The following is a 15188-nucleotide window of genomic DNA, read 5'->3' on the forward strand; positions in this document are numbered from 1 at the left end:
TATAAAATGAAACAAGTTGCAGTTGTTATTGGTGGCGGGCAAACGCTAGGGGAATTTTTAAGCCTGGGGATTGCTGATGCCGGTTATAAAGTGGTTGTTGCGGATTTAAATTTAGATAATGCTAACAAAGTGGCCGAAGCAATTAATCAAAAACATGGTGCAGGTACGGCACAAGGATTTAAGGTTGATGCCGGTAATCAAGAAAGTGTCGTTAAACTGGCGCAAGATGTCGATAATACCTTTCATCGGGTTGATTTAATTGTCTATAGTGCAGGGGTGGCCAAAGCGGCACCAATTACCGATTTTAGCTTAAAAGATTTTCAACTGTCGGTTGATGTCAATCTAACCGGCTATTTTCTGTGTGCACGTGAATTTGCTAAATTGATGATAAAACACAAAATAGCCGGCCGCATTATTCAAATCAACTCAAAATCAGGAAAAGTCGGCAGCAAACATAATTGCGGATACAGTGCGGCTAAATTCGGTGGGGTGGGATTAACTCAATCGCTAGCGCTCGATTTGGCTGATTATGGCATTACGGTCAATTCACTGATGTTAGGCAATTTACTCAAATCGCCAATGTTCCAATCATTGATCCCACAATATGCGAAAAAATTAGGTATTGCCGAAAGCGAAGTTGAGCAAGTCTATATTGATAAAGTGCCACTCAAAAGAGGATGTGATTATCAAGATGTGTTAAATGTATTACTGTTTTATGCCAGCGATAAAGCCTCTTACTGCACCGGGCAATCTATTAATATTACTGGTGGACAAGTGATGTTCTAGTTAAAATAGCGCGCGAAAGCAAAACCAATTGCTTTCGCCGCATCTATTTACCTTGCTTATCAACGGAGATCACCATGAATATGACAACAACCTTAATTGTGCTGGCTTTTATTGCATGGTGCACCCAAATTGTGTTTAGCTGGGTGCAGATTCGACGTTTCAATCAAGCATTTTTAGCCATGAAAAAAGGCACTTATTTGGGTGTCGGTCGTAGTCAAACCAAACGCTTTAAACCTAGAGTGTTAATTGCTTTATCATTAGATGAAAATCAAGTAGTTATCGACTCTGTTATCATGAAGGGCATTACCGTTTTTGCTTTACCAAAAGCGATGAGCGATTTACATGGCTTATCGATCACTCAAATCGATCCAATACAATACTTTCCAAACGATCTTGCCTCACAAAGTGCATTACGTGTCGCCCTTACTGCAAATAATTAGTAATAAACTTTTATTATGAAAAGTATTTTCTTTTATTTTAAAGTATAATAAGTTTCGAAATAAGTTCTTATATCTGCTAATAATGATGATGGAATCTAAGCATGAAGGTAAAGCAAAGACAAACTGCAATTTTAGAGTATCTGCAAAATCATGGGCAAGTAAGTGTTGATCAATTGGTTGCCCATTTCCAAACGACCGGTACAACCATTCGTAAAGATCTTACCCAACTGAATGAAAGTGGTTTAGTTTTAAGAACTTATGGCGGTGCTATGTTAAATCGGGAGATTGGTGATCGAGCCATTGACCATAAAACTTACATCAATACCGCCGCAAAAAAGGCGATAGCAGCCGAAGCGGCTAAGCTAATTCATGAAGGTGATTCAATTATTTTTGATGCCGGTAGTACCGTGGCACAGATGATCCCCATGTTAGCCCAATTTAATAATCTCACTATTATGACTAACAGCTTACATATGGTAAATGAGCTGGTGGCGAATGATAACGATCAAACTATTATCCTAACAGGTGGCACCTTTCGCCGTAAATCAGCCTCTTTTCACAGTAATAATGCTTCAGCGATTGCCGCTTTTGAATCCTATACTTTTGATAAACTGTTTATGGGAGCTGACGGTGTAGATTTGGTCGGTGGCGTGACAACCTTTAACGAAAGCTATCATGGTAGTGTTGCGATGAGTAAAGCCGCTGCTAAGTTAATTTTACTTGCCGATTCTTCAAAATTTGGCCGCCGTAGTCCCAATGTGGTGTGTGATTTAAGTGCGGTTGATACCATTATTACCGATGATAATTTAGATGATAAATATTATGATGCCCTTGTTGAGCGAAACATCAAAGTTATCAAAGTTAAGGTCGCTGATAGCTAACGGCGTAGTGTAGTTGTTCTTTTTTATAGCTTATTAATAAGCCAAATATGTGCAAGCGACCATTTATTGCGGCTTTGGTTACCATTACCGTTTTTTACTTAAACACCTATGATTTCTGAAAGTTCTTGTCAAGGTTTTGTGTTTTTTGCTTAAACACCTATATTTTCTGAAACTTTTTAACAAGGTTTTACTTTTTTGTAAGTTGCACGTTTTTTGTCCGCAAGTTTCGGACGCTGTTAATTGGTTGATATTTTCATTTTGGTGTTAGCGTCCGAATTAGGGGGATTTTGTGCGAAATCCCCCTAATAACCCCCTCGCAGCACCACCCAAAGCGGTCTTCGACTGCCCTCCGCCTTCGTTCGGTCTTAACGCACCGGCGCTGATTTGTTCCTGACAAAGCAGCGCCTCGCCAAACATCCCTGTTTGGCGTGCTAACCTCGCTCAGTTGTCGGCGCTTTGTGAAGGTGCAATCTGGTGCACTTGTTTGTTTTTTAAGAAAGGTAATGGTAAGTTGTTTAGAAATAGTAGTGGAATTGAAAATACAAACTTTATGAACCCTTTTTTTTAGCTAAAAATAAAACTATTAAAAATCAATATATTGCAAAATCGCTAAAAAAAAGGGTTTTTAAACCTAAAATTGCCCTTTATGTTTTTATAAACGATGTTTATAGTATGTAAGTTTCTACTTCAAAGCTGCATAAGCCGTTTAGAAAAGATTTCATCGTCGCAACGAATGCATGCTGAACTTCAAAGCTGCATAAGCCGTTTAGAAAAACAGACCATGTAGGCTATAACGTTCATGTGACTTCAAAGCTGCATAAGCCGTTTAGAAAAAACCGGTGGAAACAGACCATGAGTGAGAAACCTTCAAAGCTGCATAAGCCGTTTAGAAAACACAAAATCAAACTAAACAAATAGAACAACACTTCATGGCTGCATAAGCTGTTTAGAAATTCGATTACCTATCTGTATAAAAAATAATCAACTTCAAAGCTGTATAAGCTGTTTAGAAAATAATTGACATGCCGTCATCCTCGGCTTCAGGCTTCAAAGTTGTATAAGCTGTTTAGAAAGAGCACACAATCACGGTTGTGGGTCGGGATAACTTCAAAGCTGTATAAGCTGTTTAGAAAGAAAACAATCAGATTTAAAAACATTCTAATGCTTGGAAGCTGCATAAGGGGTTTAGGATATTTTTGAAATATCTAAAACTTTTTGCCTTTATACTGAAACATAGGTATTTTCTGGAAGTTTTTGACAAGGTTTTTTACTTTCTTTGAAAGTTACAGTTTTTTAGTCCGTAGGTTTCGGACGCTGTTAATTGGTCGATATTTTCATTTCGGTGTCAGCGTCCGAATTAGGGGGATTTTGTGCGAAATCCCCCTAATAACCCCCTCGCAGCACCACCCAAAGCGGTCTTCGACTGCCCTCCGCCTTCGTTCGGTCTTAACGCACCGGCGCTGATTTGTTCCTGACAAAGCAGCGCCTCGCCAAACATCCCTGTTTGGCGTGCTAACCTCGCTCAGTTGTCGGCGCTTTGTGAAGGTGCAATGTGGTGCACTTGTTTGTTTTTGGGAAAGGTAATGGTAAGTCGTTTAGAAATAGTCGTGGAATTGAAAATACAAACTTTATGAACCCTTTTTTTTAGCTAAAAATAAAACTATTAAAAATCAATATATTGCAAAAGCGCTAAAAAAAAGGGTTTTTAAACCTAAAATTGCCCTTTATGTTTTTATAAACGATGTTTATAGTATGTAAGATTCTACTTCACGGCTGCATAAGCCGTTTAGAAATGCCCTTGAGGCGAATCTAATAAATAATTATCCTTCACGGCTGCATAAGCCGTTTAGAAATCATCAATTCCGTTATAATATAGATTCATTGCCTTCACGGCTGCATAAGCCGTTTAGAAAAGCTGCTGAGTGTCTGATCATGCTAAGAACTACTTCACGGCTGCATAAGCCGTTTAGAAAATCCGTTAATAAAACACTCACTCGAACAATACCTTCACGGCTGCATAAGCCGTTTAGAAATAAAAACTGGGAATGTGAGCGCAACAAACTGACTTCACGGCTGCATAAGCCGTTTAGAAAGTGCAATCGATACCGCAAATGGGGATGTTTATCTTCACGGCTGCATAAGCCGTTTAGAAATCTACAAAATACAATATAAAAAACAATAATACCTTCACGGCTGCATAAGCCGTTTAGAAATTGGGCGATGTCGGTATTTCGTATGTTATATTCTTCACGGCTGCATAAGCCGTTTAGAAACAAAAAACTTAACTGGTTTGTTATTTTTTTTTCTTCACGGCTGCATAAGCCGTTTAGAAATTACCGCCTTCGGGCTTGAAGATGGCGCAGAACTTCACGGCTGCATAAGCCGTTTAGAAAAGTACCGAACCCACCAACAAACGCTGGGTATTTCTTCACGGCTGCATAAGCCGTTTAGAAAATTTTAATTTCCTTATATACATATGATGTGGACTTCACGGCTGCATAAGCCGTTTAGAAATTTGCTCAATTCATTACCAATAGAACGACGTACTTCATGGCTGCATAAGCCGTTTAGAAAATACTGAGTGAATGCATTAGTAAATTGCGAATCTTCACGGCTGCATAAGCTGTTTAGAAAGAAAACAATCAGATTTAAAAAACATTCTAATGCTTGAAAGCTGCATAAGGGGTTTAGGATATTTTTGAAAAATCTAAGACTTTTTGCTTTTATACTGAAATATAGGTATTTTCTGAAGGTTTTTGACAAGGTTTTTTACTTTCTTTGAAAGTTACAGTTTTTTAGTCCGTAGGTTTCGGACGCTGTTAATTGATTGATATTTTCATTTTGGTGTCAGCGTCCGAATTAAGGGGATTTTTTGCGAAATCTCCCTAATAACCCCCTCGCAGCACCACCCAAAGCGGTCTTCGACTGCCCTCCGCCTTCGTTCGGTCTTAACGCACCGGCGCTGATTTGTTCCTGACAAAGCAGCGCCTCGCCAAACATCCTTGTTTGGCGTGCTAACCTCACTCAGTTGTCGGCGCTTTGTGAAGGTGCGGTCTGGTGCACTTGTTTGCTTTTGGGAAAGGTAATGGTAAGTCGTTTAGAAATAGTAGTGGAGTTTAAAATACAAACTTTATGAACCCTTTTTTTTGGCTAAAAATAAAACTATTAAAAATCAATATATTGCAAACGCGTTAAAAAAAAGGGTTTTTAAACCTAAAATTGCCCTTTATGTTTTTATAAACGATGTTTATAGTATGTAAGATTCTACTTCACGGCTGCATAAGTCGTTTAGAAAGCAATATATCTTCCCTGTAGGCGTTTGGTAAACTTCACGGCTGCATAAGTCGTTTAGAAATTATCGATTTGATAATGGCATTGATTACACACTTCACGGCTGCATAAGTCGTTTAGAAATAGCTTATTCTGATTTATTCGGCTGAATTGAGCTTCACGGCTGCATAAGTCGTTTAGAAATAGTTCACAGCTTTCGGAATTCTATCAAGCAACTTCACGGCTGCATAAGTCGTTTAGAAATGCCGGGGGAGTGACTTGAGGCCAAGGCAGAGCTTCACGGCTGCATAAGTCGTTTAGAAATTCAGGCGAATTCTAGCTGTTTTTAGTGCGTCCTTCACGGCTGCATAAGTCGTTTAGAAAGTCTGCGCCAAGTGCGATGTTTTCATGACCAACTTCACGGCTGCATAAGTCGTTTAGAAATCTTACGCAAGATAAGGACATAATCACCGGATGCTTCACGGCTGCATAAGCTGTTTAGAAAGAAAACAATCAGATTTAAAAAACATTCTAATGCTTGAAAGCTGAATAAGGAGTTTAGGATATTTTTGAAATATCTAAGACTTTTTGCTTTTATACTAAAACATGGGTATTTTCTGAAAGTTCTTGTCAAGGATTTGTGTTTTTTGCTTAAACACCTATATTTTCTGAAACTTCTTGACAAGCATTTTTTGGCTTTGGTGATAGGTTAGCGGTTGGCATTTTTACGCAAGTGACGCTGAGTTCACTTGCGTGGGTTGTGATTAGAATAGGAGTCTGGCTCTGATTGTGCCGGTGACGTTTTTAAGTTTTACTAATAACTCTTCGGCTTTGTTTTGCTCAACGCGATCAATATCAATCACCACATAACCAATTTTTGGATCGGTTTGCAGATACTGGGCTGAGATATTTAAGCCTTGTTCGGCAAATAGGGTGTTGATTGCGGTTAGTACGCCGGGCTGATTATGGTGAATGTTGATAAAACGGCTGGATCCTTTCGCCGGAATCGGTAATGATGCTTCCGGGAAGTTAACCGCCGATAGGGTGGCGCCGGTATCTGAGTATTTGGCGAGTTTTGTCGCCACTTCGATACCGATATTTTCTTGCGCTTCGGTTGTGGATCCACCAATATGGGGTGTGATAATCACATTATCAAATTTGCATAGTGGTGAATCAAAAGGATCGCTATTGCTCGCCGGTTCAGTTGGGAAAACATCAATTGCTGCGCCGCTAATTTTTTCGCTTTCAAGCGCTTGCGTTAATGCTTGCAGATCAATCACTTTACCACGTGAGGCGTTAATTAAAATTGCGCCGGGTTTCATCATGTCAAACTCAGTGTGACTGATCATTTTTATTGTGGTTGCGTTTTCCGGCACGTGCATACTGACAATATCGCTCATAGCGAGTAACTCTTTGATACTGGCTATCTGTTTGGCATTTCCTAATGGTAATTTGGTTTCAATATCGTAAAAGTAAACGTTCATACCCAGTGATTCAGCTAACACACTTAATTGACTGCCGATATGTCCATAACCAATGATTCCCAGATTTTTGCCTCGAGCTTCATGCGATCCGGTGGCTATTTTATTCCACTTTCCTTGATGTGCTTTAGCGTTCGCTTCCGGTACCCGGCGTAACAGTAAAATGGCTTCGGCCAGCACTAATTCAGCGACTGAGCGAGTATTGGAAAATGGGGCGTTAAAAACAGGTATTCCTTTTACCGCAGCAGCATCAAGATCCACTTGATTTGTGCCGATACAAAAACAACCAATACCGGCTAGTTTTGGCGCCGCTTCGATGATTTCTTTGGTTAAGTTTGTTCGGGAACGTATGCCAATAAAACGTGCATCTTTTAATGCTTCGATCAGCTCGGATTGCGATAAGGCACTTTTATGATACTCAATATTGGTAAAGCCTGCTGATTTGAGTGTTTCTATCGCAGTCGGGTGTACCCCTTCAAGCAATAAAAATTTGTTTTCATCTTTGGTTAACGCCTGAACAACCATTTTTTCCTCTCTCTCTCTCTTTCTTTTTTTATATCATTGTTACATACTGCCAGCTTGCGCAATAGGCTTTATCTTAATTCTGTCACACCATTTGGTGTACCGACTAGAGCAACATCGGCGCCTTTGTTGGCAAATAATCCTACCGTTACCACACCGGCAATGCCATTGATGCGGTCTTCAAGTTCTGTTGGTGTTGAAATGACAAGGTCGTGGACATCAAGTATGACATTACCGTTGTCAGTTATCACTCCCTGACGATAAATCGGTTTTCCGCCGAGTTTAAATAGCTCTCTTGCCACATATGAGCGAGCCATTGGGATCACTTCAACCGGTAACGGAAATTTACCTAGCACATCAACAACTTTTGATTGATCAACTATGCAGATAAACTGTTTGGCTAATGCTGAGACAATTTTTTCACGAGTTAGCGCAGCGCCACCGCCTTTAATCATTTGTAACTGATGATTAATTTCATCAGCACCGTCAACGTAGACATCTAAACTATCAACATCGTTACAGTCTAACACTGTGATACCATAGCTTTTTAATTTTTGGGTCGATGCTTCCGAGCTTGAGACAGCGCCTTTAATCTGATCTTTCATCGTCGCTAAAGCATCAATAAAGTGGGCAGCTGTTGATCCTGTGCCAACACCAACTAGTGCGCCGGGTTTAACAAATTTTAATGCTGACCAGCCCACCGCTTTTTTTAATTCATCTTGCGTCATGATATCACCGTACTTAAGTATAATTTTTCTTAAAAAATTAAAATTTTGAAAGCAAAATTGTTGAAGATATGGCATAGTAACCAATTGGAAAGCAAAAATCATTAGTATTTTTATAAAATATGTTAAGTTTAAGTTCTGTTTAAATTTTTTTGCAAAATTAATATAGCTTGACTATCCAAGCTGTGGTCAAATCATTAGTAAAGAGATTATGAAGCGTCCAGATTATAGAGCATTACAAGCATTAGATGCGGTAATAAAAGAACGAGGATTTGAAAGAGCGGCTGATAAACTGTGTATAACCCAACCTGCGGTTTCACAACGTATCAAGCAACTAGAAAGCTTTTTTGGTCAACAATTACTGGTTAGAACAATTCCGCCTAAAGCGACTAAACAAGGTGAGCATCTTTTAGGATTATTGCATCAAGTCGAATTGTTAGAACAGCAGTGGTTAGGTGACAATGAACAAAATTCAACGCCGTTATCACTCTCTATTGCCATTAACGCCGATTCGTTAGCAACGTGGGTGTTACCTGCGTTAAAGCCAGTTTTGGATAAAAATATCTTACGTTTTGATATTCAAGTCAAAGATGAAGAGCATACTTTAGAGCTATTGCGATTAGGTACCGTTGTTGCCGCCATTAGTATTCAAGCCAATCCTTTGCCTGGCTGTTTGTCGGATCGATTAGGTGCGCTTGACTATATTTTTGTGGCTTCTCCGGAATTTGCTAAAAAATACTTTCCTAACGGCGTGACTCGCTCATCGCTATTAAAAGCGCCGGCAGTGGCTTTTGACCATTTGGATGATATGCATCAAGCGTTTTTACAAGAGAATTTTAATCTTACCCCCGGCAGTGTGATTTGCCATATCACGAGCTCATCTGAGGCTTTTGTTCAGCTAGCTAAACAAGGTTCGGCGTGCTGTATGATCCCAATGTTGCAAGTTGAGCAGGAATTAAAAACCGGTGAGTTGGTCAATTTAACTGAAGGTTTATACCAAAGACGTATGCTTTACTGGCATCGCTTTGCGCCGGAAAGCAGTGTCATGCAAAATATCTCAGAAACATTGATTAGTTATGCTCAGCGAACATTATCACAGCCGCAAGATAAAAAATAATATACAAAGGGTATTGAGTTTTTTTACTGAAACATATTGTTTTTTAGGTATAACCATTTGAAATATATTACTTTTGAGACATGTGCTTATGATACATGGTGCTTTTCTGAAACTTTTTGACAGCGTAACATCTTCTATTAAAGAGTCGATAAAATGAGCCAATTACAAAATGATCGTTATTTACGTGCCTTGCAGTGTTTACCGGTAGACTACACGCCAATATGGATGATGCGTCAAGCGGGGCGTTACTTGCCTGAATATCGACAATTAAGAGCCAAAGCCGGAAATTTTATGACCATGTGTCAAAATCCTGAACTGGCCTGCGAAGCCACTTTACAACCACTGCAACGTTTTGATCTTGATGCCGCTATTATTTTTTCTGATATCTTAACGATTCCTGATGCAATGGGGCTTGGTCTCTATTTTGAAGCGGGAGAAGGTCCTAAATTCAGCCGATCAATTACTCAATTATCTGATATCGAAAAATTGCCGATTCCCGATCCCAATCAATCACTTAAATATGTTACTGATGCAATTAGCTTAACCAAAAAAAGCTTAAATGGAAAAGTGCCGTTAATTGGTTTTTCCGGCAGCCCATGGACATTAGCCACTTATATGATTGAAGGGGGAAGCAGCAAATCTTTTAGTAAAATCAAAAAGATGCTTTATTGCGAACCAAAAGCCCTGCATCTTTTATTAGAGAAGTTAGCCCACAGTGTTGCACTTTATCTTAATGCTCAGATTGAAGCTGGCGCGCAATCGGTAATGATTTTTGACTCTTGGGGCGGCGTGTTATCTCATCAAGCTTATCAAACGTTTTCATTAGATTATATGCAGCTAATTTTGTCACAATTAAAACGAGGTAAAAAGAGTGAGGATATCACGTCTTATGTACCAGTGACATTATTTACCAAAGGTGGCGGATTATGGTTAGACACCATTATACGTTCGGGCTGTGATGCAGTTGGTGTCGATTGGACGGTTAATTTAAGTCAAATTGCCAATAAAGGGCAAATTGCGCTGCAAGGTAATCTCGATCCGACGGTTTTATATGCCAATAAGCCGACAATTGAAGCAAATGTTGAATCACTCTTATCAGAATTTGGCTATAATAATGGGCATGTTTTTAATTTGGGTCATGGAATTTTGCCCGATATTCCGGTAGAGCATGTAAAATATTTAGTTGACGCCGTACATCGTCAGTCCAAAAGGTTTCATTATGATTAAAAATCCCGTCCAATTAAGAGTGGAAAAATTAGCAGATTGGCAACAACGATTATTTATGGTTTGCTTGTGTGAACGAATGTATCCAAACTTTGTTTATTATTGTAATTTACAACAGTGTGAACAAGATGCCAAAAACTTCAAAAAAATTCTAGATTTAATCTGGGAGTCGCTCTTAGTTCAAGATGCCAAAATTAACTTCGATTTACAACTTGAAAAATTAGAAGCGATTATTCCAACCGTTACTGAAGATAGCCCTTATATGGTTTATCCGGCGATTGATGCTTGTCATGCATTAAGTGAAATCTTGCACTCCTATTTAAGTGGTGAGATCGCTGAACATACCGCTAAAGTCAGCAGCATATCGGCCACTACCGTTGCCGAATTTGAGATGACCAAATCGAATATTTCTCTATCTGAAAGCGAGCAAGAAAAATTATCTGATGTTATTGAAGAATTTGATTTGCAATGGGAGATATTTAGATTATTATGTAATGAGAATAATGTTATGATCGATTTAATAAAAGGCTTAAAGACGGATATAAGGTCTGAAAAAATCAGTAATATTGGTGTTTTTTTGAGCAATCAAGTCATTTAATGGGTGTTTTTTTTATTTTTTAATAAATTTTTCTTTAACATTAGAGAAATATAGACTACATTTACTAGTAATGTAGTCTGAAAGACGTTTACAGCTGCAAAGTTTTTTTTAACTTTGTTTATCATGTCAACATTAACAATAAAATAAATATGTAAGGATATCTCCATGAATAAAACAGAACTTGTAGATGCAATTGCTAGCAAAGCTGGTGTAACTAAAGTTGCTGCAAAGACAGCTTTAGAAGCTACTTTAGCTGCTATAACTGAATCATTAAAAGCAGGTGAACCAGTTCAATTAGTTGGTTTTGGGACGTTTAAAGTTAATGCTCGTAAAGCTCGTACCGGTCGTAACCCTAAAACAGGTAAAGAAATTAAAATTGCTGCAAGCAAAGTACCAGCATTTGTTTCTGGTAAAAGCTTAAAAGAAGCAATCAAATAATTGTTTGCTTATTTTCTGTCGATTTATTGATAGAAGATATCTAGAGGTCATAAGACCTAGTCTTGTGGCCTATTAACTTTTTTTACGCCGTAAAATATTATAGTTTTATCTTATCTTTTATTCCTTCTTCCTGATTTAATAACCCCTATTTATCCGGTTAAAACTGTTTTGGTTTAAACACTAACATCAACCAATTTAGCATTTACTATACTTGCCAATGCTTGCGGTGCAATCTCAATTTCTAAACCACGTTTCCCACCTGATATAAACATCGTTTCGAATTGATTTGCACTTATGTCAATGAGTGTGGGTAATTGCTTTTTTTGACCTAATGGACTTATTCCACCCACCAAATAACCGGTAATTTTTTGTGCCAAATTTGGATCGGCTAACTCAACTTTTTTACATTCGAGCGCTTTAGCGGCTTTTTTCAAATCTAAATGGGTATTAACCGGTACAACACAAACAGCAAATGTTTTATTGTCACCATTTAAATTGACAATGAGCGTTTTGAATATTTGACCGGCAGCTACATTTGAATCAGGATCAAGTTTATCAATGGCTTCTTGACCAAAATGTGTCTGTTTGGGGTCATGATCATATTGATGAAGATGAAAACGAATATTGTGCTTTTTGAGAAGATTTATCGCAGGTGTCATGATATTTAATCCGGATATTGGCCTTAATCGTTGAATAACTAACTTTAACAACCCGCTGACGGAAAGCCAGCGAGTAAGCAAAGTGATTACAAAATAAGACTGTTATACTGCTGATCATCTTCATCTTTTTTCGATACAGGTGTTTGATTATTGGTCTGTAAAGTGATGAAACGATAAAAAAAGCTTATCAACACAAAAATCAGAAAGTAAGTCAAACAAAATAAAATACTCATAACAACAAAGTAATTTTCAGCGTTTAGTGAGTTTAATACCGGTGGTAAGACAACACAGACACAAACAATATAACAAATGAACATTATTGCTGTTGCTGATTTAAGATTTATCCTAAAATTAAAGGCATCGGCAAAAAGATCCTTAAATCTTTTTTGTTTAGGTTCAACGATAGATGCGCAATAAAAATAAAATACAAATAGAAAAATTAAAGAAACAATCGTCATCATTAGGTCAAATATCGTTTCACCTTGTTGGGGAAATAGTAATAACAATACATGCTGTAATAAAAAAATGACGATCATTAAAGGAACTAATATCACCCCAATAAATAGTAAATAAAAAACGCATAACTGAAAAAATTTCGCTACTGAGTTTGATATTAATTTATTGATATTTAAATTATCACAGTGAGAAAAACTATAAATCATTGCAATAATGATTGCAATTATAAACGTGTGAAATAAATAAAACTGAAAAAAGGGATAGATAATAACAGCAGGATTAGTTTTAAATTCAGTTAGTAATTCTTGATAAAAGAAACTATTGATAGCCAATGTCATTAATACACCAAAAATGATGCAGGTAATAATAATCGTCCCAATTCGATTGCTAATAAAATGAATAGTTTGCTTGAAAACTTCATTAAATCTTAAACTTGATTGTTTGTTCATATTATATCCACTGAGTGGCAATCGCTTGATTACCACTTGTTATTATAAATAAGATAGCTGTTATGCTTGTAATAAAGAGATATCGGCAACTTTTAAAAATAAATTTTGCAGTTTCTTCAACAAGGCCAAGCGATTGAGTTTAATTTTTTCATCATCAGCCATCACCATGACTGATGCAAAAAATTCATCAACAGGTGATTTTAATGATGATAATTCAACTAACGCATCTTGATAACGACCTTCATTAAAATAAGGTGCTAACTTATCGTTTAATATCACCACTTGTTTCGCTAATTCACCTTCTGCTCCGGCTTCTAATAATGCCGTATTAATAGTATCGGGAATTTGCACTTGTGCTTTCGATAAAATATTTGAAACCCGTTTATTGGCTTCAGCCAGTGAAGAGGCTTCCGGTAGCGTTCTAAAATGGGTAACAGCTTTAATCCGGGCATCAAAATCAGCCGGTTTAGTTGGATTAAGCGCTAACACCGCTTGAATGGTATCGATTGCAAAACCAAGCTCTTGATACCATGCTCGGAAGCGACCTTGCATAAAGCTGACAATATCGGTCACAACGTTTTTATTGTTTAACTTATCGCCATATAGTGATGTCGCATAGTTTGTTAAATCAAGCAAATCTAAAGGTAAGCTTTTTTCAACAATAATACGTAAAACACCGATTGCCGCACGGCGTAATGCGAACGGGTCTTTGTCGCCTTTAGGGTGTTGACCGATACCAAAAATACCCGCTAAGGTATCCATTTTTTCAGCGATTGAAACCGCGCATGATACGTTTGTGCTCGGCAATTCATCACCTGAAAAACGTGGTTTATACTGTTCTTCAATGGCAGTGGCAACTTCAATACTTTCGCCGTCTTTTATGGCTAAATATCGTCCCATAATACCTTGCGTTTCGGGAAACTCAAACACGGTATTAGTGACTAAGTCACACTTAGTTAATTTTCCGGCACGTTTGGCCTTAGCAACATCAGCGCCAATTTGCTCGGCTATATAACCGGCCAGTGCTTCGATTCGTAATGATTTATCTTTAACGGTGCCAAGTTGTTGTTGAAATAACACGGTTTCAAGGCGAGGTAAGCGGTCTTCTAAACGCTGTTTTAAATCGGTTTTATAAAAAAATTCGGCGTCGGCTAAACGTGGGCGCACCACTTTTTCATTACCGGCAATCACCACTTGTGGATCTTTTGATTCAATATTGGCAACAAAAATAAAATTCGGCAGTAATTTGCCTTGATTATCATAAACAGGGAAGTATTTTTGATCGCCTTTCATGGTATACACCAGTGATTCGGCCGGCACATCTAAAAATCGCTCTTCAAATTTTGCCGTTAACACAACCGGCCATTCAACCAAAGATGAGACTTCTTCAAGTAAACTTTCGGTTAAATCTGCTTTACCGTTAAGTTTGGCTGCCGCCTCTTGTGCTTGCTGTTTGATAATTGATTTACGTTTGTCATAATCAGCAATGACTTTACCACGCTGCTCAAGAATGTCCGGATACTGATCAGCATGATCAATGGTAAACTCTTGTTCACCCATAAAACGGTGACCACGGATAATGCGGTCTGATTGAATATCTAAAATTGTGCCGGGAACCAGCTCATCACCATATAGCATTGTCACAGTATGGCTAGGGCGGATAAACTCAACTTGACGAGCCGCCCAGCGCATCGGTTTAGGTATTGGTAATTTGCTCAGCGATGCTTTTACCATATCACACAATAGATCAACAACCGCCTGACCTTTTTGATATTGGGTATAAGATAGCCATTCACCTTTGTCGGTTTGCACACGCTCAGCTTGATCAACGCTAATACCACAACCACGAGCCCAACCTTCTGCCGCTTTGGTTGGATTGCCTGCTTGATCGAAAGCGGCACTCACAGCCGGGCCACGTTTAACAATTTGGCTATCGGGCTGAGTATCATTTAAATTTAATACTTTTAACGCTAAACGTCGTGGCGATGCGTACCAAAGTACTTCACCATGTTCTAAATTAGCATTATCCAGTTGTTCAATAAAGTTAGCGGCAAAACTTTGCGCTAATGTGCGGAGTGATTTTGGTGGTAACTCTTCTGTACCAATTTCCACTAAAAATGTTTTTTGCATAATATTTATCTT

The 15188-nt window shown here is 38.2% G+C and carries 12 protein-coding genes and 3 CRISPR repeat arrays; of the genes, 7 read left to right on the forward strand and 5 right to left on the reverse strand.

All coding sequences use genetic code 11. The annotated features are described in order from the left end of the window. Positions 1–6: 6 nt before the first annotated feature. From srlD to GYM74_RS01720, 3 genes are all read left to right on the forward strand, one after another. Positions 7–786, forward strand: coding sequence for a sorbitol-6-phosphate dehydrogenase (gene srlD, locus GYM74_RS01710; RefSeq protein ID WP_220218777.1), 780 nt, complete (start codon positions 7–9; stop codon positions 784–786). Positions 787–860: 74 nt separating this feature from the next. Then, positions 861–1226 (forward strand): transcriptional regulator GutM, encoded by a 366-nt coding sequence (locus GYM74_RS01715; RefSeq protein ID WP_220218778.1) that lies wholly within the window; start codon positions 861–863, stop codon positions 1224–1226. Between the two features lie 101 nt (positions 1227–1327). After that, positions 1328–2107 carry a DNA-binding transcriptional repressor gene (locus tag GYM74_RS01720; protein WP_220218779.1) on the forward strand — a complete coding sequence of 260 codons (780 nt, stop codon included), beginning with the start codon at positions 1328–1330 and terminating at the stop codon, positions 2105–2107. Between the two features lie 685 nt (positions 2108–2792). After that, a CRISPR array of direct repeats spans positions 2793–3299; the repeat unit is 28 nt; unit sequence CTTCAAAGCTGCATAAGCCGTTTAGAAA. Positions 3300–3872: 573 nt separating this feature from the next. Further along, a CRISPR array of direct repeats spans positions 3873–4801; the repeat unit is 28 nt; unit sequence CTTCACGGCTGCATAAGCCGTTTAGAAA. 573 nt (positions 4802–5374) lie between these two features. Further along, positions 5375–5942: a CRISPR direct-repeat array (repeat unit 28 nt; unit sequence CTTCACGGCTGCATAAGTCGTTTAGAAA). A 199-nt stretch (positions 5943–6141) separates the two neighbouring features. Here the strand turns inward: GYM74_RS01720 and serA are convergent. Both serA and rpiA read right to left on the reverse strand, forming a co-directional pair. Then, the gene (gene serA / locus GYM74_RS01725) at positions 6142–7383 is read right to left on the reverse strand and encodes a phosphoglycerate dehydrogenase (protein WP_220218780.1); all 1242 of its coding nucleotides are present in this window, start codon (positions 7381–7383) and stop codon (positions 6142–6144) included. 68 nt (positions 7384–7451) lie between these two features. Then, positions 7452–8108 carry a ribose-5-phosphate isomerase RpiA gene (gene rpiA / locus GYM74_RS01730; protein WP_220218781.1) on the reverse strand — a complete coding sequence of 219 codons (657 nt, stop codon included), beginning with the start codon at positions 8106–8108 and terminating at the stop codon, positions 7452–7454. 208 nt (positions 8109–8316) lie between these two features. Between rpiA and GYM74_RS01735 the strand changes: the two genes are divergently transcribed. The 4 genes from GYM74_RS01735 (at position 8317) to GYM74_RS01750 (ending at position 11482) form a co-directional block, all read left to right on the forward strand. Continuing rightward, a complete protein-coding gene (locus GYM74_RS01735; RefSeq protein WP_220218782.1) occupies positions 8317–9222 on the forward strand; it encodes a LysR family transcriptional regulator ArgP in 906 nt (301 codons plus the stop codon). 153 nt (positions 9223–9375) lie between these two features. Continuing rightward, positions 9376–10449, forward strand: a complete 1074-nt coding sequence (gene hemE, locus GYM74_RS01740) for a uroporphyrinogen decarboxylase (RefSeq protein WP_220218783.1) — start codon at positions 9376–9378, stop codon at positions 10447–10449. Further along, positions 10442–11044, forward strand: coding sequence for a YjaG family protein (locus tag GYM74_RS01745; RefSeq protein ID WP_220218784.1), 603 nt, complete (start codon positions 10442–10444; stop codon positions 11042–11044). The genes hemE and GYM74_RS01745 overlap by 8 nt, the downstream gene beginning before the upstream one ends. 165 nt (positions 11045–11209) lie before the next feature. Continuing rightward, a complete protein-coding gene (locus GYM74_RS01750) occupies positions 11210–11482 on the forward strand; it encodes an HU family DNA-binding protein (protein ID WP_220218785.1) in 273 nt (90 codons plus the stop codon). Positions 11483–11655: 173 nt separating this feature from the next. Here the strand turns inward: GYM74_RS01750 and ybaK are convergent, their stop codons facing one another. From ybaK to glyS, 3 genes are all read right to left on the reverse strand, one after another. Beyond that, positions 11656–12141, reverse strand: a complete 486-nt coding sequence (gene ybaK, locus GYM74_RS01755; protein WP_220218786.1) for a Cys-tRNA(Pro) deacylase — start codon at positions 12139–12141, stop codon at positions 11656–11658. A gap of 86 nt (positions 12142–12227) precedes the next feature. Next, positions 12228–13046, reverse strand: coding sequence for a hypothetical protein (locus tag GYM74_RS01760; RefSeq protein ID WP_220218787.1), 819 nt, complete (start codon positions 13044–13046; stop codon positions 12228–12230). A 60-nt stretch (positions 13047–13106) separates the two neighbouring features. Beyond that, positions 13107–15179 (reverse strand): glycine--tRNA ligase subunit beta, encoded by a 2073-nt coding sequence (gene glyS / locus GYM74_RS01765; RefSeq protein WP_370634044.1) that lies wholly within the window; start codon positions 15177–15179, stop codon positions 13107–13109. Between the last annotated feature and the right edge of the window lie 9 nt (positions 15180–15188).

The organism is Gilliamella sp. ESL0405 (assembly GCF_019469205.1).
Lineage (GTDB): Bacteria > Pseudomonadota > Gammaproteobacteria > Enterobacterales > Orbaceae > Gilliamella.

What these genes read in the sequence shown, in the direction of transcription:
- GYM74_RS01735 (WP_220218782.1), top strand. Translation starts at nt 8,317, where the DNA reads ATGAAGCGTCCAGATTATAGAGCATTACAAGCATTAGATGCGGTAATA.
- GYM74_RS01760 (WP_220218787.1), bottom strand. Translation starts at nt 13,046, where the DNA reads ATGAACAAACAATCAAGTTTAAGATTTAATGAAGTTTTCAAGCAAACT.
- serA (WP_220218780.1), bottom strand. Translation starts at nt 7,383, where the DNA reads ATGGTTGTTCAGGCGTTAACCAAAGATGAAAACAAATTTTTATTGCTT.
- GYM74_RS01715 (WP_220218778.1), top strand. Translation starts at nt 861, where the DNA reads ATGAATATGACAACAACCTTAATTGTGCTGGCTTTTATTGCATGGTGC.
- srlD (WP_220218777.1), top strand. Translation starts at nt 7, where the DNA reads ATGAAACAAGTTGCAGTTGTTATTGGTGGCGGGCAAACGCTAGGGGAA.
- GYM74_RS01750 (WP_220218785.1), top strand. Translation starts at nt 11,210, where the DNA reads ATGAATAAAACAGAACTTGTAGATGCAATTGCTAGCAAAGCTGGTGTA.
- rpiA (WP_220218781.1), bottom strand. Translation starts at nt 8,108, where the DNA reads ATGACGCAAGATGAATTAAAAAAAGCGGTGGGCTGGTCAGCATTAAAA.
- GYM74_RS01745 (WP_220218784.1), top strand. Translation starts at nt 10,442, where the DNA reads ATGATTAAAAATCCCGTCCAATTAAGAGTGGAAAAATTAGCAGATTGG.
- hemE (WP_220218783.1), top strand. Translation starts at nt 9,376, where the DNA reads ATGAGCCAATTACAAAATGATCGTTATTTACGTGCCTTGCAGTGTTTA.
- ybaK (WP_220218786.1), bottom strand. Translation starts at nt 12,141, where the DNA reads ATGACACCTGCGATAAATCTTCTCAAAAAGCACAATATTCGTTTTCAT.
- GYM74_RS01720 (WP_220218779.1), top strand. Translation starts at nt 1,328, where the DNA reads ATGAAGGTAAAGCAAAGACAAACTGCAATTTTAGAGTATCTGCAAAAT.